General features: G+C 70.2%; 21 protein-coding genes, 1 tRNA gene and 1 pseudogene. 4 read left to right on the top strand and 19 right to left on the bottom strand.

Annotated features, from left to right (window positions below; translation table 11 throughout):
* Positions 1 to 109: 109 nt before the first annotated feature.
* Complete coding sequence (locus tag ABZ532_RS10310) at positions 110 to 2,569, bottom strand: MFS transporter (RefSeq protein WP_361280890.1); 2,460 nt, start codon at positions 2,567 to 2,569, stop codon at positions 110 to 112.
* A 78-nt stretch (positions 2,570 to 2,647) separates the two neighbouring features.
* Positions 2,648 to 3,100: a MarR family transcriptional regulator gene (locus tag ABZ532_RS10305; protein ID WP_361280889.1), complete on the bottom strand. Its 453-nt coding sequence runs from the start codon at positions 3,098 to 3,100 to the stop codon at positions 2,648 to 2,650.
* 233 nt (positions 3,101 to 3,333) lie between these two features.
* Between ABZ532_RS10305 and ABZ532_RS10300 the strand changes: the two genes are divergently transcribed.
* Entirely contained in the window at positions 3,334 to 3,567 is a 234-nt protein-coding gene (locus tag ABZ532_RS10300; RefSeq protein ID WP_361280888.1) for a hypothetical protein, read from the top strand.
* Between the two features lie 28 nt (positions 3,568 to 3,595).
* Here ABZ532_RS10300 and ABZ532_RS10295 read toward each other — a convergent pair whose 3' ends face one another.
* From ABZ532_RS10295 to ABZ532_RS10255, 9 genes are all read right to left on the bottom strand, one after another.
* Positions 3,596 to 4,354, bottom strand: a complete 759-nt coding sequence (locus tag ABZ532_RS10295; protein ID WP_361280887.1) for a hypothetical protein — start codon at positions 4,352 to 4,354, stop codon at positions 3,596 to 3,598.
* A gap of 86 nt (positions 4,355 to 4,440) precedes the next feature.
* Positions 4,441 to 5,397: an RNA polymerase sigma factor SigF gene (locus ABZ532_RS10290; RefSeq protein ID WP_361280886.1), complete on the bottom strand. Its 957-nt coding sequence runs from the start codon at positions 5,395 to 5,397 to the stop codon at positions 4,441 to 4,443.
* Positions 5,398 to 5,631: 234 nt separating this feature from the next.
* The gene (locus tag ABZ532_RS10285) at positions 5,632 to 6,573 is read right to left on the bottom strand and encodes an RNA polymerase sigma factor SigF (protein WP_361280884.1); all 942 of its coding nucleotides are present in this window, start codon (positions 6,571 to 6,573) and stop codon (positions 5,632 to 5,634) included.
* A gap of 224 nt (positions 6,574 to 6,797) precedes the next feature.
* Complete coding sequence (locus tag ABZ532_RS10280) at positions 6,798 to 7,091, bottom strand: Dabb family protein (protein ID WP_361280883.1); 294 nt, start codon at positions 7,089 to 7,091, stop codon at positions 6,798 to 6,800.
* A 41-nt stretch (positions 7,092 to 7,132) separates the two neighbouring features.
* A complete protein-coding gene (locus ABZ532_RS10275; RefSeq protein ID WP_361280882.1) occupies positions 7,133 to 7,297 on the bottom strand; it encodes a hypothetical protein in 165 nt (54 codons plus the stop codon).
* Between the two features lie 383 nt (positions 7,298 to 7,680).
* Positions 7,681 to 7,765 (bottom strand) — tRNA-Ser (locus tag ABZ532_RS10270).
* Between the two features lie 102 nt (positions 7,766 to 7,867).
* Positions 7,868 to 8,386, bottom strand: coding sequence for a tRNA adenosine(34) deaminase TadA (gene tadA, locus ABZ532_RS10265; RefSeq protein ID WP_361281145.1), 519 nt, complete (start codon positions 8,384 to 8,386; stop codon positions 7,868 to 7,870).
* Between the two features lie 35 nt (positions 8,387 to 8,421).
* Positions 8,422 to 8,958, bottom strand: coding sequence for a hypothetical protein (locus ABZ532_RS10260; protein WP_361280881.1), 537 nt, complete (start codon positions 8,956 to 8,958; stop codon positions 8,422 to 8,424).
* A 212-nt stretch (positions 8,959 to 9,170) separates the two neighbouring features.
* Positions 9,171 to 9,359, bottom strand: coding sequence for a hypothetical protein (locus tag ABZ532_RS10255; RefSeq protein ID WP_361280880.1), 189 nt, complete (start codon positions 9,357 to 9,359; stop codon positions 9,171 to 9,173).
* 97 nt (positions 9,360 to 9,456) lie between these two features.
* Between ABZ532_RS10255 and upp the strand changes: the two genes are divergently transcribed.
* The gene (gene upp, locus ABZ532_RS10250) at positions 9,457 to 10,092 is read left to right on the top strand and encodes a uracil phosphoribosyltransferase (protein ID WP_361280879.1); all 636 of its coding nucleotides are present in this window, start codon (positions 9,457 to 9,459) and stop codon (positions 10,090 to 10,092) included.
* Between the two features lie 61 nt (positions 10,093 to 10,153).
* Here the strand turns inward: upp and ABZ532_RS10245 are convergent, their stop codons facing one another.
* From ABZ532_RS10245 to ABZ532_RS10210, 8 genes and pseudogenes are all read right to left on the bottom strand, one after another.
* Complete coding sequence (locus ABZ532_RS10245) at positions 10,154 to 10,771, bottom strand: LytR C-terminal domain-containing protein (protein WP_361280878.1); 618 nt, start codon at positions 10,769 to 10,771, stop codon at positions 10,154 to 10,156.
* A gap of 107 nt (positions 10,772 to 10,878) precedes the next feature.
* A complete protein-coding gene (locus ABZ532_RS10240; RefSeq protein ID WP_003999914.1) occupies positions 10,879 to 11,175 on the bottom strand; it encodes a type II toxin-antitoxin system VapB family antitoxin in 297 nt (98 codons plus the stop codon).
* Positions 11,176 to 11,401: 226 nt separating this feature from the next.
* Positions 11,402 to 12,934 carry a M28 family metallopeptidase gene (locus tag ABZ532_RS10235; RefSeq protein ID WP_361281143.1) on the bottom strand — a complete coding sequence of 511 codons (1,533 nt, stop codon included), beginning with the start codon at positions 12,932 to 12,934 and terminating at the stop codon, positions 11,402 to 11,404.
* 160 nt (positions 12,935 to 13,094) lie between these two features.
* Positions 13,095 to 13,694, bottom strand: a complete 600-nt coding sequence (locus ABZ532_RS10230) for an HhH-GPD-type base excision DNA repair protein (RefSeq protein WP_361280877.1) — start codon at positions 13,692 to 13,694, stop codon at positions 13,095 to 13,097.
* A gap of 103 nt (positions 13,695 to 13,797) precedes the next feature.
* Positions 13,798 to 15,081: a YncE family protein gene (locus ABZ532_RS10225; protein WP_361280876.1), complete on the bottom strand. Its 1,284-nt coding sequence runs from the start codon at positions 15,079 to 15,081 to the stop codon at positions 13,798 to 13,800.
* A gap of 104 nt (positions 15,082 to 15,185) precedes the next feature.
* Positions 15,186 to 16,420: pseudogene (locus ABZ532_RS10220) on the bottom strand (sigma-70 family RNA polymerase sigma factor).
* Complete coding sequence (locus tag ABZ532_RS10215; protein ID WP_361280875.1) at positions 16,417 to 16,836, bottom strand: YciI family protein; 420 nt, start codon at positions 16,834 to 16,836, stop codon at positions 16,417 to 16,419. The pseudogene ABZ532_RS10220 and the gene ABZ532_RS10215 overlap by 4 nt, the downstream one beginning before the upstream one ends.
* A 163-nt stretch (positions 16,837 to 16,999) precedes the next feature.
* A complete protein-coding gene (locus ABZ532_RS10210; RefSeq protein ID WP_361280874.1) occupies positions 17,000 to 17,842 on the bottom strand; it encodes a nitroreductase/quinone reductase family protein in 843 nt (280 codons plus the stop codon).
* A gap of 290 nt (positions 17,843 to 18,132) precedes the next feature.
* On the opposite strand from ABZ532_RS10210, the gene mutA reads away from it, so the two are divergent.
* Together mutA and scpA are read left to right on the top strand one after the other, a co-directional pair.
* Entirely contained in the window at positions 18,133 to 19,995 is a 1,863-nt protein-coding gene (gene mutA / locus ABZ532_RS10205; protein ID WP_361280873.1) for a methylmalonyl-CoA mutase small subunit, read from the top strand.
* The gene (scpA, locus tag ABZ532_RS10200) at positions 19,995 to 22,202 is read left to right on the top strand and encodes a methylmalonyl-CoA mutase (protein WP_361280872.1); all 2,208 of its coding nucleotides are present in this window, start codon (positions 19,995 to 19,997) and stop codon (positions 22,200 to 22,202) included. Before mutA ends, scpA begins: the two co-directional genes overlap by 1 nt.
* Positions 22,203 to 22,210 lie beyond the last annotated feature (8 nt).

Genomic DNA, 22,210 nt, shown 5'->3' with positions numbered 1-22,210 from the left:
ACAAACCCCCCCCCCAAACCACCCCACCCCCCCGCCTCTTCGTCGCGGGCCCCGGCCCCCCCCCCCGGCCCCGTGCGGCGCCTCCGCTCAGGCGCCGCACGGGGGTCCGTCACTCGCCCGGGTGGGCGAGCTCGATGTCGTGGCCGTCGAGCCCACGGCCGGTGACCGTGAGGGCGCCCGCCACCGGCGGGTAGCCCGTCGCGATCAGCGTGTACACGCCCGTGTCCAGGTCCGCGAAGGCATACGCCCCGTCGTCGCCGGTCGTCGCGGTGCCGACCACGTTCCCGCGGGCGTCCACGAGGGTCACCAGCGCGTCGGCCAGCGGCCTGCGGGCACCCGGCTCGCCACCGGCGCGGACCACGCCCTGGAGCAGGGCACCGGGCTGGAGGGCCGCCTCGATCCGGGTCACGCCCTGGGTGCCGACGTCCACGGGGAGGGCGAGCGGCCGGAATCCGGCCGCGTTCACGGCGAGTGTCACCGGGCCGGGGACCAGCTCCGCGAAGGTGAAGCCGCCGTCGGCCGCCGATGTGCCGGTGGCGAGGACGTCGCCCCGCACATCGGTGACGATCACCATGGCGCCTTCGACGGGCGCCCGGTCATCGGCGGTGACGACGGTGCCCGTCAGCCCGCTCGTACCGCTGAGGGCGATGTCGTTGCCGAGCGGCTCGTCACCGACGACCACGTTGGTGGCCTGCGGCTGGAAGCCGTCCGCCGATGCGATCAGCACATAGGAGCCGGGGGCCGGTGCGTCGAGTGCGTACGAGCCGCCGGTGTGGCTCACCGAGCGGCCGAGTTGCCGCCCGCTCAGCGAGATCAGGGTGACGGCGGCGCCGGTGAGCGGGGCGCCGTCCCCGCTGCGTACGACTCCGTGCACGGTGATTCCGATGCCGGTGGTCCCGGCCGCGTCGCTTGCCTGTGCCGGTATCACGACCGGAGCGGCAGCGGCTGCCGCGGCAGTCTCGTCCAGCAGGCTCTCGCCGGCCTCGGCGTCGGGCGCCACCGCGGAGGACTTCAGCGCCACCTCCTTGATGAACAGCGTCACCAGGAAAGCCAGCAGCGCGAAGGGAGCCGCCCACAGGAAGACATCGGCGACCCCGTGTCCGTACGCGTCCTCGACGATGGTGCGGACCGGCGCCGGGAGGGTGTCCAGGTCGGGGATGCCCCCGCCGCCGGTACCGCCGTGGCCGAGTGCGGCGCCGCGCGGGCCGAGTGAGGCGAAGCCCTCCTCCACATAGTGGGTGACCCGGTTGGCGAGCACCGCGCCGAGCGCCGAGACACCGACCGCACCGCCCAGCGAGCGGAAGAAGGTGACCACGGACGAGGCGGAGCCGAGGTCCTGCGGGGCCACCTGGTTCTGGGTGGCGAGCACGAGGTTCTGCATCATCATGCCGAGACCGAGGCCCATGACGGCCATGAAGACGCCGATCCGCCAGTACTCGGTGTCGTACCGGATCATGCCCAGCAGACCGAGGCCGCCCGTCACCAGCACGCCACCGCTGACCAGCCAGGCCTTCCAGCGGCCGGTCCTGGTGATGACCATTCCGCTGACGGTGGACGAGATGAAGAGGCCGCCGATCATCGGGATCGTCATGACACCGGACATCGTCGGCGACTCGCCCCGGGCCAGCTGGAAGTACTGGCTGAAGAAGACGGTGCCCACGAACATCGCCACACCGACGAACAGCGAGGCCAGCGATGCGAGGGTGATGGTCCGGTTACGGAACAGCCTCAGCGGGATGATCGGGTCGCTCGCCTTGGCCTCGACCACCAGGAAGATCACGCCCAGCGCCACGGCACCGCCCGTCATGGCGTAGGTCTGCCAGGACACCCAGTCGTACTTGTCGCCCGCGAAGGTCACCCAGATCAGCAGCAGCGAGACCGCGGCGCTGATGAAGAGGGCACCCGCCCAGTCCACCTTGACCTCGCGCTTCACGACGGGGAGCTTCAGGGTCTTCTGGAGCACGATCAGCGCGATCAGCGCGAAGGGCACACCGACGTAGAAGCACCAGCGCCAGCCGAGCCACTCGGTGTCGGTGATCACACCGCCGAGCAGCGGGCCGCCGACCGTTGCGACAGCGAAGGTCGCACCGAGGTAGCCGCTGTAGCGTCCGCGCTCACGCGGGGCGATCATCGCGGCCATGATGACCTGGGCGAGAGCGGTCAGACCGCCGACGCCGATGCCCTGGACGATCCGGCAGGCGATCAGCATGCCGGTGTTCTGGGACAGTCCGGCCACGACCGAGCCCGCCACGTAGATCACCAGGGCTATCTGCACCAGCAGCTTCTTGGAGAAGAGGTCGGCGAGCTTGCCCCAGAGCGGGGTCGTGGCGGTCATCGACAGCAGGGCGGCGGTGACCACCCAGGTGTAGGCGGACTGGCCGCCGTCGAGGTCGTTGATGATCTGCGGCAGGGCGTTGGAGACGATCGTCGAGGACAGGATCGCGACGAACATGCCGAGCAGCAGCCCGGACAGCGCCTCCATGATCTGCCGGTGCGTCATCGGCGCGCCGGTGTCCTCCTGGGCCCTGGCGTGGCCGCCCCGCACACCGGTGGGTGTGGTCGTAGCCATGAACTTCCTTAGCTTTCTCGTCCGTGACGTGGGTCGTACGTCGTGCGGTGGGTGTGGTGTACGGGTCGTGTGTTCGGCTCAGTTACGCGCCGGCTGGACGGTCCGGCAGTCTCCGAAGGAGTCACGGAGCCGGGCCAGCAGCGCGTTGAGCCGTCCGACGTCTTCGTCGGACCAGTCCCTGAGGGAGTGGGCGAACAGGTCCGTGGTCCGGCGGCCGAGCTCGTCGAGCATGTCCCTGCCCTCGGGAGTCAGCCGCAGGATGCGGGAGCGCCGGTCGTCCGGATCCGGTGCCCGTTCGATCCAGCCGCGGTCGGCGACATGGGCCACATGACGGCTGGTGACCGACATGTTCACGGCGAGCAGCTCGGCGAGCCGGCTCATCCGCATTTCGCCGTTTCTGTCGAGGAGGGCCAGTACGGCCGCCGAGCCACCAGGGCATTCGGCGGGCAGATGACGTGCGAGTCCGCGCTTCACGGCGCCTATGGCGCTGATCTGCCGTGCCAGCTCCTCGTACTGGCTGCGGTCGGCCATGGCTGCCATCCCCTCCAGATCTTGTTGCTTAGGGCAACCATAAAAGCCGTTGGTTGCCGCAGGCAAACGAAAACGGGGCTCCAGGGGTAAAGGAACGCCAAAGGATTTGCAAATGCGAGATCTGCCGAGAGTCACCGAGACCGCTGGGCGTCGCCTGAGGGCGCAGTGGGCGGTGAGATCAGCTTCGGGCCTGGGCTTGGGTGGGTCCGACCGGTTCGCTAGGGTCCTGCACCATGGCACACAACCCCCAAGCCCCCCAGGGTCCCGAGGGCAACTACGACCCGGCGGGCAGCACCCAGATGTTCCGCGCCTTCGTCGACGAGGGTGTACAGCCGCGTGGCGGCGCCCGCTCGGCGGGACCCGCGTCCGGCACGTCCACCGGGTCCGGCCCGCGTGTCGGGCTGATCGTCGGCGTCGTGGCGGTCGTCGTGATACTCGGCGCCGTGGCCTGGCTCGCGCTGGGCTGAGACGGGCCTCCGGGCTGAGCCTGCGGGCTCACCCCCGGGCGCGTTGACGGTTCTCACCATCGAGGCGCACGTCCCGTGTCTCGATGTGCATACCGAGCGGCACCCGCCAGGAATCCACGCACACGGTGTAGGTCTGCGACCTGGCGCTCTTCGCCGCGATCGGAACGGGTACGGGATGGGCGGACTCGATGGTCGCCCAGTCGATGCCGAGCCCGCCGATGACGTGCGTCCCGAGGGTGACGGTTCCCGAGCGCACGGCTGAGCCCCCGGTGTTCCGGAACTTCAGCGTCACCTTCTCGCACCACCGCTGGTCCGTGCTGTCCCGCGCGGGGGAGCCGACGCTCAGCACGGCTGGTCCCGGCGATGGTGGCGGTGGAACGGGAGCGGAGCTGCCGGGCGTGGAGGGCTCGGGCCGACTGGACTGCGGCGCTCCGGGTGTGCCAGGCCGTGGAGCGGCTGTGCTTCCGGTGCCGGTGGTGGCTCGGGCGCCACGGCTCGCGGAAGGGGCCGGGGTATCGGCTTCGGCCGCATCGGCCCCCGCGGGGTCCGCGCCATCCGCGCTGGGAGAGGGCGTCGTCCCGTCCAGCGGTACGAGCGCGACGCTTCCGGACGGCGGCACTGCCCCGCGCGGCCCGGTATCGGGCCCGGTGCCCGCGGCCCCGACGGCTGCGTAGCCCTCGCCCTGTCCACCGCCCCCGCAGGCGACCAGCGCTCCACCGAGGCAGAGCGCGAGCCCCGCGAGCCCGTATCCGACCGGTCGGCCGTGCCGCCGCTGTCGCCGTCGCATCGCGCCAGTGTGTCTGACGGACCGTCAATGAGGAACCCCTTGGAGGTCCCCCCGGCCGAAGGCAGGGGGGACCGGGCCCTCGGAAATCAGTCGCTGATGAGGCCTTCACGGAGCTGGGCCAGGGTGCGCGTCAGCAGTCGCGACACATGCATCTGCGAGATGCCGACCTCCTCGCCGATCTGGGACTGCGTCATGTTCGCGAAGAAGCGCAGCATGATGATCTGGCGCTCGCGCGGCGGGAGTTTGGCCAGCAGGGGCTTGAGGGACTCGCGGTACTCGACGCCTTCCAGCGCGCTGTCCTCGTAGCCCAGCCGGTCCGCCAGGGAGCCCTCGCCGCCGTCGTCCTCGGGGGACGGGGAGTCCAGCGAGGAGGCGGTGTACGCGTTTCCGACGGCGAGGCCGTCGACGACGTCCTCCTCCGAGACTCCCAGCACCGCGGCGAGTTCGGGCACGGTCGGGGAGCGGTCCAGCTTCTGGGAGAGCTCGTCGCTGGCCTTGGTCAGCGCGAGCCGCAGCTCCTGGAGCCGGCGCGGCACCCGCACCGACCAACTGGTGTCCCGGAAGAAGCGCTTGATCTCACCGACCACGGTGGGCATCGCGAACGTGGGGAACTCCACGCCGCGTTCGCAGTCGAAGCGGTCGATGGCCTTGATCAGGCCGATGGTGCCGACCTGGACGATGTCCTCCATCGGCTCGTTGCGGCTGCGGAAGCGCGCCGCCGCGTACCGCACCAGCGGCAGATTGAGCTCGATGAGGGTGTCACGCACATACGTACGCTCCGGGCTGTCCGCGTCGAGGGTGGCCAGCCGCAGGAAGAGGGAACGGGAGAGAGTGCGGGTGTCGAGTGCTTCCGGGGCCGCCGTCGCCTGCGGCGCCTCCGGGGACACCGGAGCCACCGGGGCCACGGGAGCCACCTGAGCCACCGAGGGCTCCGGAACGGCCGGAGCCACCGGGGCTGCCGGGGCGGGCACTGGAAGCACGTCGGGCGAGGGAGCGCTCAACGCGCGGGTGAGCACCTTCGAGCTGCCCTGTTCTACGGACATGCCACCCCCTGGAGGTCGCGGACGGTCGCGTCGGCCGCGACCATCGGTGGAACGCAGCCTCCACCTGAATACCGGAGGCGGGGCCGCGGCAAACGCGGTTTCCGCAGAATGTCACATGTCGGCAACACGCTGTAGTGACTTGTCGACAACGAGCCATCAAATCCGTGCAGGAAAAAGGGGGTCTGCGGCTTTTGCGCCCCTCAAAGTGGGCTGAAAGGGTTCTACCCGTTTCGGTTACGCTTCGATCCTGTTTGCGGATCTCAAACGGGCGAAACTTCGGGCGAGCAGTCGGGACACATGCATCTGCGAAACCCCGAGCTCCGCGCTGATCTGCGACTGCGTCAGATTGCTGTAGTAGCGCAGCAGAAGGATCCGCTGTTCACGCTCGGGCAGCTGTACGAGCAGATGCCGTACGAGGTCGCGGTGCTCCACGCCCGCCAGTGCCGGGTCCTCGTATCCGAGCCGGTCCAGCAGGCCCGGCAGCCCGTCGCCTTCCTGCGCGGCCTCCAGTGAGGTCGCGTGGTACGAACGCCCCGCCTCGATGCAGGCGAGCACCTCGTCCTCGGAGATTTTCAGCCGCTCGGCGATTTCGGCGGTGGTGGGAGAGCGGCCGTGAGCCGTCGTCAGGTCCTCGGTGGCGCCGTTGACCTGCACCCACAGCTCGTGGAGCCGGCGCGGCACATGGACGGTCCGTACGTTGTCCCGGAAGTACCGCTTGATCTCGCCGACCACCGTCGGCATGGCGAAGGTGGGGAACTGGACCCCGCGGTCGGGATCGAACCGGTCGATGGCGTTGATCAGGCCGATGGTGCCGACCTGGACCACGTCCTCCATCGGCTCGTTGCGGCTGCGGAAGCGGGCCGCCGCGTACCGCACCAGCGGCAGGTTCGCCTCGATCAGGGCCGCACGCACCCGTGAGTGCTCGGCGCAGCCCGGCTCCAGATCCTTGAGCTGGCCGAACAGCACCTGAGTGAGGGCTCTGGTGTCGGCTCCCCTGCTCTGGGGTCTGCCAGGTCTGGAGGCGCCGTTCTCGCGCTCGGTGCTCTCGGCGTGCTCGGTGCCGGGGCTGCCGGCACTGACCGCACTGTTCACGCCGACGGGTTGGCTCGCGCTGCTCGCGTTGTTGTCGCTGGTCTCGCTCTGGGGCGGCACTTGAGGCGCAGTATTGGCCGACACGGTCTCGCCACCCCTTCATCTTTCGAACAGCGGATCGATCTCGGTCAACTCATCCGTCAAAAGCGGTCATAGCATCACAAGACATGTCCACTGTGTGCAAGCACCGCATTACTCCGTGTTGTCGGGCAAGTTGGACATCGGATTGCGCTGGGCGGGGGCGTGGGCGCAAAAGAGCCCCTCACCGCAGCGGTGAGGGGCCCGGAGCCGTGGTGCCGGACGGCGGCTCAGAACTCGTAGTCGGCGATCACCCAAGTGGCGAACTCACGCCACTGCCCCGCCGCCGCCTGATGTGCCGGGTGCTCGACATAGCGCTTCAGGGCGTCGCGGTCGACGACCGCCGAGTTGATCGCGAAGTCATAGGCGATCGGCCGGTCGGAGATGTTCCAGGCGCACTCCCAGAACTCCAGCTCCGGGACGAGACCGCCGAGCTCCTGGAAGGCCCGCGCACCGGCCACCACGCGGGGCTCCCCGCGGTCGACGCCTTCGTTGAGCTTGAACAGGACCAGATGGCGGATCATGGGAGCGCTCCTCCGGGCGGGCTGGGCGGGCGGTCGACGGGCTAGTTGACGAGCTCCGTCATGAATTCGCCGACGCCTTGAGCGGCGCTCGAAATTCCTTCGAACCCTACCTGGACGAGGTCCGCGGCGCGCTCGGGGGAGTTGATGATCGTGTACAGGACGAAGACGACGACTATATAGAGCGCGATCTTCTTCGTTTGCACCATCGATCCCTGCCTCCCCTGCGGGCCCTGTGAAGTCGCGTGAGTCTAACCGAGGCCTTTTATGGACGAAGGTCCCGGAGATCCGGGTCCTTCGCCGGGCCCGGTATGCCCCCCGCAGGCGCACCATGGGAGATGTGCCCATGGGTCCGGCGGGATCCGAGGGTAAGGAGCCGACCCCCACAGCGGGGTCCCGCGCCGCGAGCTTCCCCCGAGAGCGGCCCGGGACCGGGACGGCCGGTTCTCATCGGGGGGAGCGGGCAGTCCCCCGAGAGTCCGCTCCCTCCGGCCTCCTCTTCTCTCCCCTCCCCGGAAGTGCAGAGGCGGGCGAACGGCAACTGATAGTGAGGAAGGGCCCGGTCCATCGGACCGGGCCCTTCGTCTTGAAGCGGTAGCGGAGGGATTTGAACCCTCGGTGACTTGCGCCACACTCGCTTTCGAGGCGAGCTCCTTCGGCCGCTCGGACACGCTACCGGGAGAGAGCTTAGCCCAAGGTGGGCCGTGCTCTGAAATCGATATCGATCAGCGGCACACCGGCGGTCTCCCGGCAACCCGTCGGTGGCCGCCCGGTCTCCTTCAGCGAACCCCGGGAGCGCTTCCCAAGCCGTTCCTGAAGAACGCCGAGAGCTGCTCCGAGCACTCGTCCGCGAGCACACCGAGGATCACTTCAGGGCGGTGGTTGAGCCGCCGGTCCCGTACGAGATCCCATACGGAGCCCGCCGCGCCCGCCTTGTCGTCCCGCGCGCCGTAGACCACCCGGTCGACCCGGGACAGCACCAACGCTCCCGCGCACATCGTGCAGGGCTCCAGGGTCACGACGAGCGTGCAGCCCGTCAGCCGCCACTCCCCGAGCCTGGCCGCTGCCCTGCGCAGGGCGAGCACCTCCGCGTGCGCGGTCGGATCGCCGGTCAGCTCACGCTCGTTGTGGGCGGTCGAGAGCACCGCGCCGCCGGGTCCCAGCACGACCGCGCCGACCGGTACGTCGCCGCCCTGCGCCGCGCGCGCCGCCTCCGCCAGGGCGAGACGCATATACGTCTCCCACGGAGCGCGTACGGGGTCGGGCACGGGCTCCGTACCGGGCAGGGGATCGGGCAGCTCGGGCAGTACGGGATCAGGTGCGCCGCCACTCACTAGCGCACGGTCTCCAGCACCTCGGCGGCGCCCAGCGCGTCCGCGATCTCGCCCAGGGCGTCCGATTCCAGGGCGAGCAGCTCCCGCACCGGCATCCCCAGATCCGCGAGGATCTCGCGGTCCCCGGCCGGTCCGGGCGGCACGGACTCCGCGGAGACCGAGTGTTCCTCCTCCTCGTCGTCGTCCGCCGAGGCCGGCTCGCCCTCCTCCGTGCCGTCGAGGTCCAGCGAGTCCAGGTCGTCGGCATCGTCGTCCGACTCCCCGCCCAGAAGCTCCTTGGTGAGGATCTCCCCGTACGAGGAACGGGCGGCGGCGGACGCGTCCGAGACGAAGATGCGGGGGTCGTCCTCGCCCTCCACGCGGACGAGGCCGAACCACGCGTCCTCCTGTTCGATGAAGACGAGCACCGTGTCCTCGTCCACCGAGGCTTCGTGAGCCAAGTCGGTCAGATCCGACAAGGTCTCTACATCGTCGAGCTCTGTGTCGCTCGCTTCCCACCCGTCTTCGGTGCGCGCGAGCAGTGCGGCGAAGTACACCGTGACTCTCCCACTGATCAGAGTTGTGACGACCGGCGGTGCGCTTGACGGCCCCGCCCTTCGGAATCGTGACAGAAACAGCGGCCTGGCGAGAGGTCTTCCGGCCTTGCGTCGTGCACGCGTTCAATCAAAAAGTCCGTTAAAGACTCCACTCGGGGTGTGCGGGGGACCCATCGCGCTCACCATGTGATCGCTCCGCGGTCACCCCGGACTCACCACCGGAAGCTGCGCATACGCACGGCCTGACGCATCCGGGCCGCCCGGGCGCGGCGCGGCTGGACCCGTTCCCTCAGCGCCTTGGCCTCGTTCAGTTCGCGCAGGAACTGGGCGCGTCGCCGCCTGCGTTCCGCGTCGGTCTCCTGCTCGGGCCGTTCGGGCTGTTCGGGTCGCTCCTGCTGCATCGGCCGCACCACCTCAGCGCTGGAAGGGTATGTCCCACCTTCCCTCCGGGGACCCGTTGATGCCAGGGGTTGTCGGGTCCCGGCTAGTGTTGGGTCCATGCGGACCCACGTTGTCGACCACCCCCTGGTGGCGCACAAGCTCACCACCCTGCGCGACCGGCGCACCGACTCTCCGACCTTCCGGCGCCTCGCCGACGAGCTGGTGACCCTGCTCGCCTACGAGGCCACCCGGGATGTGCGCACCGAGCAGATCGACATCGAGACCCCGGTGTCAGCGACCACGGGCGTCAAGCTCTCCCGCCCGCGCCCCCTCGTGGTGCCGATCCTGCGGGCCGGGCTGGGCATGCTGGACGGCATGGTGCGGCTGCTGCCGACGGCCGAAGTGGGCTTCCTCGGGATGATCCGCAACGAGGAGACCCTGGAGGCGTCCACCTACGCGACCCGTATGCCGGAAGACCTCTCGGGCCGTCAGGTGTACGTGCTCGACCCGATGCTGGCGACCGGCGGCACCCTGGTCGCGGCGATCCGGGAGCTGATCAGGCGCGGTGCGGACGACGTGACCGCGGTCGTGCTGCTGGCGGCACCGGAGGGCGTCGAGATCATGGAGCGCGAGCTGGCGGGTACGCCGGTCACCGTGGTCACGGCCTCCGTGGACGAGCGGCTCAACGAGCACGGCTATATCGTCCCCGGTCTCGGCGACGCGGGTGACCGGATGTACGGCGCGGCGGAGTAGCTAGCGCGCGAAGCGGGTTCGGCGGCGGTCCGTCAACCGCCGCCACTCAGCTGCCTGCCGCTCAGCACTGCCCGGCGGGCTTCAGCGGTGCGGCCAGGGCGGCCAGGGCCTTGTCCGACGCGGTCTTGGCGGTGAGCGCCTTGAAGCCCGTGCCGATGATCAGATCGACGTCCGGGGTCTTGCGGGCATCCACGCGGAGCTCCGCACCCGTGAGCTGGGTGGCCAGCACCCGCAGTGCTCCCTCGTGCGCCGTGGCGGCGCCGAGCAGCATCCCGGTGCCGGGGACCTTCTTGTCGTAGGCGGCCGGGGCGTTGCCCACGTTGCCGACGACGAAGCCGCGCTTCCGCAGCTCGTCGGCAGTGGTCTTGGCGAGTCCTGAGCGCGGGGTGGCGTTGTAGACGTTCACCTTGACCTGGGCCGGCTTCGGGAGCAGAGGTGCCCCCGCCGGGGATGCCTGGGCAGCGCAGGCGGCGGCCTGTGTGCGGGGCGCGGGCTTCTTGCCCCCGCCGCTGAACACGTCGATGAGCTGCATGGTGCCCCAGCCACCGACGCCGATGACGGTGACCGCGGCGAGCGCGCCCAGCACGTACCTGCGGCGGCGGGGGCGGCGCATACGCGGATAGGCGTTGCCCGTGATGCGGTACTTTCCACCCATGCCTGGGGGCGTGAGCATGCTCATGAGCGCAGCGTAGTGCGGTCCAGGGACATGAGCTACTAAACGATCATCCGACGCCGCCCGTATGGGTTCGAAACTGCGTCCATACGGGTCGGAGGGGCTCGTCCGGCTCAGTCCAGCTCGAGCACGCGGGCGTGTAGTACCTGCCGCTGCTGAAGGGCCGCGCGCACGGCGCGGTGCAGTCCGTCCTCGAGATACAGATCGCCCTGCCACTTCACGACATGGGCGAAGAGATCGCCGTAGAACGTGGAGTCCTCCGCGAGCAGCGTTTCCAGATCCAGCTGCCCCTTGGTGGTCACGAGCTGATCGAGGCGGACCGGACGCGGCGCGACATCCGCCCACTGCCGGGTGCTTTCCCGGCCATGGTCGGGATACGGCCGCCCGTTACCGATGCGCTTGAAGATCACACGGAAAGCCTACCGGGCAAGCGGCCGTCAGCGCAGCCACGCGACGCCGGTGCGGTGGCGTCCGGGGAGTCAAAAGGCCAATAGGGGCGAAAAAAGGTGAACGAGCGGGAATCCGGGACGGAGAACCTGTCCGGAGGGCTCCGAACGGTGTACGACGCGGGCCGCTCCGGGAGGTGATTCCCGGAGCGGCCCGTGTTCATGCGAGGCGGAGTGTCTCAGGGGCCGGTTACTGCGTCACCCCGTGACCGTCGTGCAGACCGCCGCCGCTGCCCGTGCCACCCTGGGTCGGGACGGTGGTGACCGGCTTGCGCAGCGAGCTCAGGTCGATCGCGTAGGTGCCGACCGCGTTGGCGATGACGTCGATGTTGGCGTCGAACGCCTTCATGTTGATGTTCTTGATGTCGTCGCATTTGGCGTGGTAGCAGGCGTCGTACGCCACGCCCGCCGTGCCGCCGAACTTCGCCGCCTGAGCCTCGGTCTTGATGCCCTCGGCGCCGGTGAAGGTGCCACCGGAGGCGATGCCCGCCTCGACGAACGGCCCGTAGTCGGAGCGGCCGGTGAAGTCCGTGCCCTCGCGCGGCAGGCCCTGCTTGTCCATGAACTCGTTGATGTCGCGCTCCAGCTGCGCGGAGCCCGCCGGGCCCGCGGGGGAGCCGACGCCGTCGGAGTCGTCGCCGTCGTAGACGAAGAGCCCGTAGTTCGGCGAGGCGATCATGTCGAAGTTCAGGTAGAGCTTGATTTCCTTCTTGCCGAGGTCGCTGAGGTTCGCGACGTAGTGCTCGGAGCCCAGCAGCCCGAACTCCTCGGCGGACCACCAGGCGAAGCGCACCTTGTTGGCGGGCCGCTTGTGGCTCTTGGCGAGCTCCAGGGCGGCCTCCAGGAGACCCGCGGAGCCGGAGCCGTTGTCGTTGATGCCCGGGCCGTCCGTCACGCTGTCGAGGTGGGAGCCCAGCATCACCGTGTTGGCGGCGTTGCCGTGCTTGGTCTCGGCGATGACGTTGTTGGTGGTGCGCTTCTGCTGGAGCTGGCGGATCTCGAAGTCGATCGACACCGGGCCCGCGGCGAGGTCGGTGGCGAGCTTCTCGCCCTCGGCGAGCGTGATGCCGCCGGTCGGTATCTTGCCGGCCTCCGGTGCGCCCAGGGTGCCGGAGAGGGCGCCCTCGGTGTTGTTGTAGATCACGGCGCCGATCGCGCCCGCCGCGGCGGCGTTCTCCTGCTTTGCGGCGAAGGTGCAGCCGCCGCGCTTGATCAGGGCGACCTTGCCGGTGAAGGTCCCGGAGGCGAAGTCCGAGGCCTCACAGCCGTTGGTGCCGTCGGCGTCGACAGGCGCGGCGGCGAGCTCCGCCTTCACCCCGCCGACCGGGGTCGACTTGGTGTACGACATCGCGTGTATCGCGACGTCGCGCGGGGTGGGCGAGACCACGGAGAGCCGCTCGGCCTGGGTCTCGGTGTAGGTGAACTCGAAGGGCTGGTACTCGACGTCGTACCCGGCCTTCTTCAGCAGCTGGTAGACGTACGCGGCAGAGGCGTCGTGGCCCAGTGTGCCCGCGGCCCGGCTGCCAGCGCTGTCGGATATCTGCTGGAACTTCCGCAGGTGCGCAGCGGCGTCCTTGGCCGACGACTCACGGACCAGCTTCCTGGAGAGCTGTGCGGCTTCCTTCGCCGCCGCCTTGGCAGGGTCATGCCGCTCGGCGGATGCGGGGGAGGCGGATGCCAGCAGGAGCGGGGTCGCGAGTGCGGCTGCGGCCACGGCGGCCACTGCTCTGCGATGAGATGAGTTCACAGAGGTCCTTCCCGGTAAGAACGAGGTTGAGGGGAAGTTAGCGATCTCTGAGTGCCCTGTGAACAGTTGTGCCGCAACTCACGTCATATTTAGCAATGTTGACATCATCTTGTACGTCTAAGGGCGTACTGGTGCGTCATTCGGCCATCTTCGCGGCGCGTTTCTTCTCCTGTTTGTACGATCTGACTTTGGCCAGTGTCTCGGGGTCGGTGATGTCGGCGGCGGACCGGTACGACCCCTCGTCGCCGTACGGCCCCGCCGCCTCACGCCAGCCCTTCGGCTGTACGCCGCACTGCTTGCCCAGCAGCGCCAGGAAGATCTGCGACTTCTGCTTCCCGAACCCGGGCAGCGCCTCCAGCCCCGTGAGCAGCTCCCGCCCCGTCCCGGCCTCCCGCCACAGTGCGGCAGGGTCCCCGCCGTACTCGTCCACGAGGTACTGGCAGAGCTGCTGGATCCGCTTGGCCATGGAGCCCGGATACCGGTGCACCGCCGGCTTCTCGGACAGCAGTGCGCCGAAGGCCTCCGGGTCATGGGCGGCGATCTCGTGCGCGTCCAGATCGTCCCGCCCGAGGCGCTGGGCGATCGTGTACGGGCCCGAGAAGGCCCACTCCATGGGCACCTGCTGGTCGAGCAGCATCCCGACCAGCAGGGCGAGCGGGCTGCGCGAGAGCAGCTCGTCCGCCTCCGGCTGCTGGGCCAGATGGATCACGGGGCGGGCGGGGCGAGTGGGGCTCATTCCCCGATGATCCCTCCGGCCGGTGGGCCCTGCACTTTCGGGCGTCTCCAGGCGGCGTCTGCCGCACCCGGCGGCCGCGGTGGCCGAGCCGGCGTCCCGTGCGCTATCGGTTGGCCGCGGGGCCCGTCCAGCCGGAGGGGACGTGGCCCAGGCGCACCCGCTGCGGATGGTCGCCCACGGGCACCGACGCCACTTTGCGGCCGGTGGCGAAGTCGATCGCCGTGACGGCGTCCGCACCGCTCTCGGAGACCACGCAGGACTTCCCGTCGCCGCTGACCGTCGCCCAGTACGGCTTCGACGCCGTGACGAGCGGCCCCTCCTGGAGGGTCTCGCGGTCGACGACCGTCGCGTAGTCGTCCATGGTGCCGGCGACACAGAGCTTGTCGCCCTCCGGGCTCATCGAGATGCCGTGGTGGCGGGAGTCGTTGACCCAGGTGGTGCGGTCCTCGCTGGTGGCCGGGTTCTTGGGGAGGACCTTCTGGCGGAGGATCCGGTCGGCGGCCACGTCGTACTCGAGGAACCCGTTGAAGAACGACACCTGGAAGTACAGCTTCGACTCGTCGGGGGTGAAGGCCACCGGCCGCACCGCGTCCGAGAGGTCCTTGCGGCCGAAGGCGTCGAGCCGCTCCCGCATGTCGATGACCTTCACCGTCCTGTACGTGTCCGCGTCCACGACGGTGAGCTTGCGGTCGCCCTTGGTCCAGTCGAGGGCCGGGGCGTCCAGCGCGGTGTTGACGTCGCCGATCGCCGAGTTCCAGATCTGCTTGCCGTTCGCCGTGAACACGTTCTCGTGCGGTTTGTCGCCGGTCCTGAACGAGCCCGTCTGGCGGCCGGTCACGATGTCCAGGACGTGCACCGTGCCGGACGTGGACGCGGACACGGCGACGCGCCGGCCGTCCGGGGAGACGGCCATGTGGTCGGAGCGGAAGCCGGACACGGGAAAGCGCCAGTTGACCTTGCCGGTCGCGACGTCGATCGAGACGACGTCGGCGAAGCTCGGACGGGACACGACGACGGCCGAGCCGTCCGGGGTGGAGTACATGTCGTCCACGAGCTGGTCGTGGCCCTCGCCCACCGACAGCCGTATCGCGAGGAAGTACGCCAGCTTCACGGGGTTGAGATAGATCTCCAGCATCCGCTCGTCCTTGTCGGGGACGACGTTGATGCGCCCGATCTTCGTCAAGGTCCCGGAGGGCTCGAGGACATCCGCCGTCCCCTCCCAGTTGTTGCCGACGAGCAGGACCTCGCGGAGCCCTTCCCCGGGCGCCGTGGTCGTGGTCGTCCGGGTCGCCGCCGACGGACTCGCGGCAGCCGGGGGCGCGATGGTGGCGCCTGCCACGAGCGATGCGGCCAGGACGGCGAGGGCGGGGGGAAGTGCTGTCTTCACAGGGACTCCTGGGGCGTGGTGCAGGAGGAGACGAGCGTTACCGTCGGTAAGGTACTGGTGGGGCGGGACATATGACCAGACGTCGCGCCGGAGTTCCTCACGCCCTACGGCCCCAGCCGTGCCGCCCGCATCTGGAGGTAGCGGGTCTCGGGGAGGCTGAGGGTCTGCCGGGCGGCCCGCTGGTACGCGGCCCTCGCGCCCTCCCGGTCGCCCGCCCGCTCCAGCAGATGGGCCCGCACCGCGTCCAGACGGTGACGGCCCGATGGCCCCTCCGCCAGCCGTTCCTCAAGGCGGGACACCTCGGCGAGTCCGGCCTCCGGCCCGTCGACCATCGCGAGGGCCACCGCGCGGCCCAGCTCCGCCATGGGGTCGGGGGCACGGGACACGAGGACGTCGTACAGCGCGAGGATCTGCGGCCAGTCGGTGTCCCCGGACCGTGCCGCCTCGTCGTGCAGGGCGGCGATGGCAGCCTGTAGCTGGTAGGGGCCCGCGGGGCCTTCGGTGAGCGCCTCCTCGACCAGCGATGTGCCCTCGGCGATCGCCGCGCGGTCCCACCGGGTGCGGTCCTGTTCGTCGAGCGGGATCAGCTCCCCGTGCGGGCCGGTGCGGGCCGCACTCCGGGCCTGGGTCAGCAGCATGAGCGCCAGCAGCCCGGTGACCGCGGCTTCGCGGGGCAGCAGGGCGCGTACCGCCCGGGTGAGCCGGATGGCCTCGTGGGCGAGGTCCGTGCGCTGGAGCGAGGGCCCGGAGGTGGCCGTATAACCCTCGTTGAAGATGAGATAGAGCACCTGGAGCACCGCCGCCAGCCGCCCGGCGGTCGGAAGGGCACGTGCTTGATCCTCGCTTTGGCCCGGCTGATCCGTTGCGCCGCCGTCGCCTCGGGCAGCAACAGCGCACGGGCGGTCTCGGCCGTCGTCAGACCTCCGACCGCCCGCAGGGTGAGCGCGATCTGCGCGGGCGGAGTCAGTGCGGGATGGCAGCACAGGAACAGCAGCGTCAGCGTGTCGTCGTCGGAGGGGGCCCGGCTCTCACCCGGCGGCGGCGAGATGAGCCCGTCCCTCGGGGCCAGCCGCGCGGCGGCCTCCTCCCGCCGCCGCCGTGCCTCCTCACTGCGCAGCTGGTCGGCAAGCCGGCGCGAGGCCACCTTGATCAGCCAGCCGCGCGGATTGTCCGGCACCCCGGCCGAAGGCCACTGACGTGCGGCGGCGAGCAGCGCCTCCTGCACGGAGTCCTCCGCCTCGCCGAAGTGCCCGTACCGGCGCACCAGCGCGCCGAGGACCTGCGGCGCCTGCGACCGCAGCAGGTCCTCGACACCCGAACCCTGCCCCGGCCCGCTCACGGGCACAGATCGCCGCCGCTCTCCTGGATCGCACGGATGACCACCGGATAGTCGGGCGAACCCGCCGGCACCGGGCACTGCGCGACGCGCGCCGCGATCTCCGTGACCCGCTCCAGGCTCTCGCAGTCCAGCACCCAGTACCCGGCGAGCAGCTCCTTCGTCTCGCCATAGGGCCCGTCCGAGATCACCGGCCGCCCGTCCTCTCCCGCCCGGACGAACCGGGTCTGCGCGGGCTCGACAAGACCCTGGGCGTCCACCAGCTCACCGGACTCGGCGAGGTCGTCGTTGACGGCCTGCATGAAGGAGAACATCGTCTGGAGCTCCTTCTCGCTCCAGACCGGGCTGTGCTCCGAGCCGTTCCCGCGCATCGCGTCGTAGTCCGCCTGCGTGCCCTGCACCATCACCAGGTACTTCATGATCGCGCTCCCTCAGGTGCGTGCCACCCCTTGTGGGCAACTCTCACAGGGGACGTCGGAGCCGTCGACGGTTCCTCGACACCCGTCCGGGTCTTTTCCTGGGGCTTTTTCGCGCACCGCCTCCGCCGGAAGGGCTGACGCGCCCTCCCGGCGGAGGCGGTGCTCAGTGCGCCACCGCGTCGAGCACCGGGATCAGGTGCTCTTCCTCGTACCGGAAGTGCTCCTCGATCGCCGCCGTGAGCCGCTCCACCTCGGCGCGCACCCGCACCTGCCCGGCGCCGTCGGCCGTGACGGCCGCGCGCAGCTCTTCGAGCAGGTCCGCCAGCTTGAGATGCTCCTCAGCCAGGCGTTCCAGTACCGGCGCCAGCTCCGGGTGGCGCTCGGCGAGGAACGGGAACAGCCCGGCGTCCTCGCCGGTGTGGTGGTTGTGCAGCCCCTGGCAGGCCGTCAGGCAGTTCACCCGGAGCTGGGCGCCCAACGAGGCGCCCCCATTCCGGGAGAGCTCCTGGCGTATCAGCGCCAGCTCCCTGCGGAACCCGTCGTGCACCGCCTTCACGGCGGCACCGAACGACGGCGCCACGATGTCCGGCGGGCCCGGGATCTCCTGGAGCGCGACGACCGGGATGACCCGGTCCGCCCTGGCCTGGTAGTCGGCCCACCCGGGGTCGCTCCCGACCGCGCGGGCGAAGGCGCGGTCCCGTTCACCGCCCGCGAGGACCACGGCGTCCGCCTCGTACCGGAACACACCGGCCTCGACCGATACGCGTGGACGGGTGACCAGATTGCGGAACCAGTCCGGGTCGCGCGGGGCACCGCCCGCCGACGCTATGACCAGGACCCGGCCGTCACCGTCGGGCAGATAGCCGAGCGGGGTGGTGTGACGGGCACCTGAACGGGCTCCGGTGGTGGTGAGCAGGAGCAGCCGGCTGCCTTCGAAGGGGCCGCCGACCACCCCGCCGTTCGCCCTGAACTCCTCGATGACCTGCTGGTTGAAGTCGTTTGGCATGTGTGGACGGGCTCTCTTTCTTCTCACGGATGAAGCGGATGGAGGAGAAGAAGGAGCACGGCGGGCCTCTCGACGGCCCCGGAATCACGCCAGGGCCGGGCGCCCCACTCGCTCATGGCCCAAGGCCGACCCGGCAGTCACGAAGAAGAACCTAAGGGGAGGAAAACGCCGGAGCAATGCCTTTTCAGGTCAGTGCGGCCGGCTCCGCTGAGAGAGAAGGAGGTCACAGAGGGGAAGGTCACATACGCCGCCTCTGCTGCTCATCCGCACGCCTGACCTAGCATCCGAGCATGACCCTTGTTCCCGATGACGGGCTTTCGCTCGCCGCCGAATTCCCGGACGCCACCCATGAGCAGTGGCAGCGCCTCGTGGAGGGTGTGCTGCGCAAATCGGGCAAGGACGTATCAGGCGCGGCGGCCGAGGACGCACTCTCGACGGCGCTGGAAGACGGGCTTGTCGCCCGTCCCCTCTACACGGCGGACACCGCCGGCACAGAGCAGAGCCTCGCCGGTTACCCGGGCTTCGCCCCGTACGTGCGCGGCGGCCGGCCGGCAGGTGGCTGGGACGTACGCCAGCGGCACGGGCTTTCCGACCCCGCCCGGGCCAACGAGGCGATCCTCGCCGACCTGGAGAACGGCGTCACCTCGCTGTGGCTGACCATCGGCGACTCCGGGCTGCCCGTCAGCGGGCTCGCCCAGGCACTGGACGGGGTGTACCTCGATCTCGCTCCGGTCGTGCTCGACGCCGGAATCGAAACCGGCGCCGCCGCACGCCAGTTGATTCGGCTGTACAGGGAGAAGGGCGTCGCCCGCGAGGCGGTGCGCGGCAGTCTCGGTGCCGACCCGCTCGGGCACGAGGCCCGCACCGGGCAGGTCGGTGACGACTCCGCCGCCGTGGGGCTGGCGCGGCTCTGCCTCCGGGACTTCCCAGGGCTGCGGGCGCTGACCGTGGACGCCCTGCCGTACCACGAGGCCGGGGCGTCGGCCGCGCAGGAGCTCGGGGCCTCGCTGGCGACCGGTGTGGCGTATCTACGGCTGCTGACCGAGGCGGGACTCACCGCGGACGATGCGTGCCGCCAGATGGAGTTCCGCTACGCGGCGACCGCCGACCAGTTCCTGACCGTCGCCAAGCTGCGCGCCGCCCGCCTCCTGTGGGCCCGGGTGGCCGAGGTGTGCGGGGTCAGCGCCGTGGGCGACGCGGGGGCGCAGCGCCAGCACGCCGTCACCTCGCCGGTGATGATGACCCGGCGCGACCCGTACGTGAACATGCTGCGCACCACGATCGCCGCCCTCGGCGCCGGTGTCGGCGGGGCGGACGCCGTGACCGTGCTGCCCTTCGACCACGAACTCGGCCTGCCGGACGCGTTCGCCCGCCGTATCGCCCGCAACACCTCGTCGATCCTGCTCGAGGAGTCGCACCTGGGCCGGGTCGCCGACCCCGCCGGCGGTTCCTGGTACGTGGAGCGGCTCACCGGCGAACTCGCCACCGCGGCCTGGACGTTCTTCCAGGAGCTGGAGCGCGCCGGTGGCATGGAGGCGGCGCTGCGCTCGGGCCTGCTCGGCGAGCGGCTCGCGGCCACCTGGCAGGAGCGCAAGAAGAAGCTGGCCCGCCGCCGCGAACCCATCACGGGCGTCAGCGAGTTCCCGCATCTGGCGGAGAAGCCCGTCGAGCGCGAGCCGGCACCGGGACCGGCACAGACCGGGGGCCTGCCGAAGGTCCGCCGCGACGAGGACTACGAGGCGCTGCGTGCCCGTTCCGACGCACATCTCGCCGCCGTGGGCACCCGTCCGAAGGTCTTCATCGCCGCGCTCGGCACGGCCGCGGCACACACCGCCAGGGCCACGTTCGCCTCGAACCTCTTCCAGGCGGGCGGCGTCGAGCCGGTGCACGACCCGATGACCGTCGACGCGACCACGGTGGCGGATGCCTTCGCCCGCAGCGGTGCGGCCGTCGCCTGCCTCTGCTCCAGTGACGCGCTGTACGAGGAGCAGGCGGCTGAGGTCGCCAAGGCCCTCAAGTCGGCGGGCGCGGAGCGGGTGTTCCTCGCGGGCAAGCCGGGTGAGCACACCGATGTCGACGACTACATCTTCGCGGGCTGCGACGCGGTGAGCGTCCTGTCCTCCGTACTCGACCGCATGGGAGTCGCGGCGTAATGCAGATCCCTGACTTCACCGAGATCGGTCTCGGCTCCGGTGCGTCACCGGCGGCCGTCACCGAGGAGCAGTGGCGCGCGGCCGTGAAGGAGTCGACCGGCAGCAGCCCCGACGACCTGCTGTGGGAGACCCCGGAGGGCATCGGCGTCAAGCCGCTGTACACCGGCCGCGACCTGGAGGGCCTGGACTTCCTCGGCACGTACCCGGGCGTGGCGCCGTATCTGCGCGGCCCGTACCCGACGATGTACGTCAACCAGCCGTGGACGGTCCGGCAGTACGCGGGCTTCTCCACGGCCGAGGAGTCCAACGCCTTCTACCGGCGCAACCTCGCGGCCGGACAGAAGGGCCTGTCGGTCGCCTTCGACCTGCCCACGCACCGCGGATACGACAGCGACCACCCGCGGGTGACCGGTGACGTCGGCATGGCGGGTGTGGCCATCGACTCCATCTACGACATGCGGCAGCTCTTCGACGGCATCCCGCTGGACAAGATGACCGTGTCGATGACGATGAACGGCGCCGTGCTGCCGGTGCTCGCGCTCTACATCGTGGCGGCCGAGGAGCAGGGCGTACCGCCCGAGAAACTGGCCGGGACCATCCAGAACGACATCCTCAAGGAGTTCATGGTCCGCAACACGTACATCTATCCGCCCCGGCCCTCGATGCGGATCATCTCGGACATCTTCGCGTACACCTCGCAGAAGATGCCGCGCTACAACTCCATCTCCATCTCCGGCTACCACATCCAGGAGGCCGGTGCGACGGCCGACCTGGAGCTGGCGTACACGCTCGCCGACGGTGTGGAGTACCTGCGGGCGGGGCGTGACGCGGGTCTGGACGTCGACGCGTTCGCGCCGAGGCTCTCGTTCTTCTGGGCGATCGGCATGAACTTCTTCATGGAGATCGCGAAGATGCGGGCGGCCCGGCTGCTGTGGGCCAGGCTGGTCAAGCAGTTCGACCCGAAGAACGCCAAGTCGCTCTCGCTGCGCACCCATTCGCAGACCTCCGGCTGGTCGCTCACCGCGCAGGACGTGTTCAACAACGTCACACGGACGTGTGTGGAGGCCATGGCCGCCACACAGGGCCACACCCAGTCGCTGCACACCAACGCCCTCGACGAGGCGCTGGCGCTGCCCACCGACTTCTCCGCCCGGATCGCCCGCAACACCCAGCTGGTGCTCCAGCAGGAGTCGGGCACCTGCCGGGTGATCGACCCGTGGGGCGGCAGCGCGTACGTCGAGAAGCTGACGTACGACCTGGCGCGCAAGGCATGGCAGCACATCCAGGAGGTCGAGGCGGCCGGCGGCATGGCGCAGGCCATCGACGCCGGCATCCCGAAGCTGCGCGTCGAGGAGGCCGCGGCCCGCACCCAGGCGCGGATCGACTCGGGCCGCCAGCCGGTGATCGGCGTCAACAAGTACCGGGTCGAGAACGACGAGGCGATCGATGTCCTCAAGGTGGACAACTCCTCGGTGCGCGCCCAGCAGATCGCCAAGCTGCGGCGGCTGCGCGAGGAGCGCGACGAGGCCGTCTGCCAGGACGCGCTGCGGGCGCTGACGGAGGCCGCGGGACGGGGCTCCGGGCCCGGTCTCGAGGGCAACCTCCTGGAGCTGGCGGTGAACGCGGCCCGGGCGAAGGCCACCGTAGGTGAGATCTCGGACGCCCTCGAGACGGTGTACGGGCGGCACGCGAGCCAGATCCGTACGATCTCCGGTGTGTACCGCAACGAGGCAGGGGAGTCCCCGTCGGTGGACCGCACACGCGCTCTGGTCGACCGGTTCGAGGAAGCCGAGGGCCGCCGCCCGCGCATACTCGTCGCCAAGATGGGGCAGGACGGTCACGACCGCGGCCAGAAGGTGATCGCGACCGCCTTCGCCGACCTGGGCTTCGACGTGGACGTCGGCCCGCTGTTCCAGACCCCCGCCGAGGTGGCCCGGCAGGCGGTCGAGGCGGACGTGCACGTGGTGGGCGTTTCGTCGCTGGCCGCAGGCCATCTGACCCTCGTCCCCGCGCTGCGCGAGCAGCTCGCGGAGGAGGGCCGTGAGGACATCATGATCGTCGTGGGTGGGGTGATCCCGCCGCAGGACGTGCCCGCGCTGCTGGAGATGGGCGCGACGGCGGTGTTCCCGCCCGGCACGGTGATCCCGGACGCGGCCTACGACCTGGTGCGGCGGCTCGGCGCGGCACTGGGCCACCCCGAGCTGTAGCGGCAGCC

Source organism: Streptomyces sp. NPDC019396, assembly GCF_040632375.1.
Lineage (GTDB): Bacteria > Actinomycetota > Actinomycetes > Streptomycetales > Streptomycetaceae > Streptomyces.
Note: the sequence above shows the minus strand (reverse complement) of the source record. Positions and strands in the feature narration are given on the sequence as shown.

Coding starts and splice junctions, on each gene's coding strand:
- ABZ532_RS10230 (WP_361280877.1), bottom strand. CDS start 13,694: ATGAGCCCCACTCGCCCCGCCCGCCCCGTGATCCATCTGGCCCAGCAG.
- scpA (WP_361280872.1), top strand. CDS start 19,995: ATGCAGATCCCTGACTTCACCGAGATCGGTCTCGGCTCCGGTGCGTCA.
- ABZ532_RS10295 (WP_361280887.1), bottom strand. CDS start 4,354: ATGCGACGGCGACAGCGGCGGCACGGCCGACCGGTCGGATACGGGCTC.
- ABZ532_RS10310 (WP_361280890.1), bottom strand. CDS start 2,569: ATGGCTACGACCACACCCACCGGTGTGCGGGGCGGCCACGCCAGGGCC.
- ABZ532_RS10215 (WP_361280875.1), bottom strand. CDS start 16,836: ATGAAGTACCTGGTGATGGTGCAGGGCACGCAGGCGGACTACGACGCG.
- ABZ532_RS10245 (WP_361280878.1), bottom strand. CDS start 10,771: ATGAGCATGCTCACGCCCCCAGGCATGGGTGGAAAGTACCGCATCACG.
- ABZ532_RS10280 (WP_361280883.1), bottom strand. CDS start 7,091: ATGATCCGCCATCTGGTCCTGTTCAAGCTCAACGAAGGCGTCGACCGC.
- upp (WP_361280879.1), top strand. CDS start 9,457: ATGCGGACCCACGTTGTCGACCACCCCCTGGTGGCGCACAAGCTCACC.
- ABZ532_RS10255 (WP_361280880.1), bottom strand. CDS start 9,359: ATGCAGCAGGAGCGACCCGAACAGCCCGAACGGCCCGAGCAGGAGACC.
- ABZ532_RS10305 (WP_361280889.1), bottom strand. CDS start 3,100: ATGGCCGACCGCAGCCAGTACGAGGAGCTGGCACGGCAGATCAGCGCC.
- ABZ532_RS10290 (WP_361280886.1), bottom strand. CDS start 5,397: ATGTCCGTAGAACAGGGCAGCTCGAAGGTGCTCACCCGCGCGTTGAGC.
- mutA (WP_361280873.1), top strand. CDS start 18,133: ATGACCCTTGTTCCCGATGACGGGCTTTCGCTCGCCGCCGAATTCCCG.
- ABZ532_RS10210 (WP_361280874.1), bottom strand. CDS start 17,842: ATGCCAAACGACTTCAACCAGCAGGTCATCGAGGAGTTCAGGGCGAAC.
- ABZ532_RS10275 (WP_361280882.1), bottom strand. CDS start 7,297: ATGGTGCAAACGAAGAAGATCGCGCTCTATATAGTCGTCGTCTTCGTC.
- ABZ532_RS10300 (WP_361280888.1), top strand. CDS start 3,334: ATGGCACACAACCCCCAAGCCCCCCAGGGTCCCGAGGGCAACTACGAC.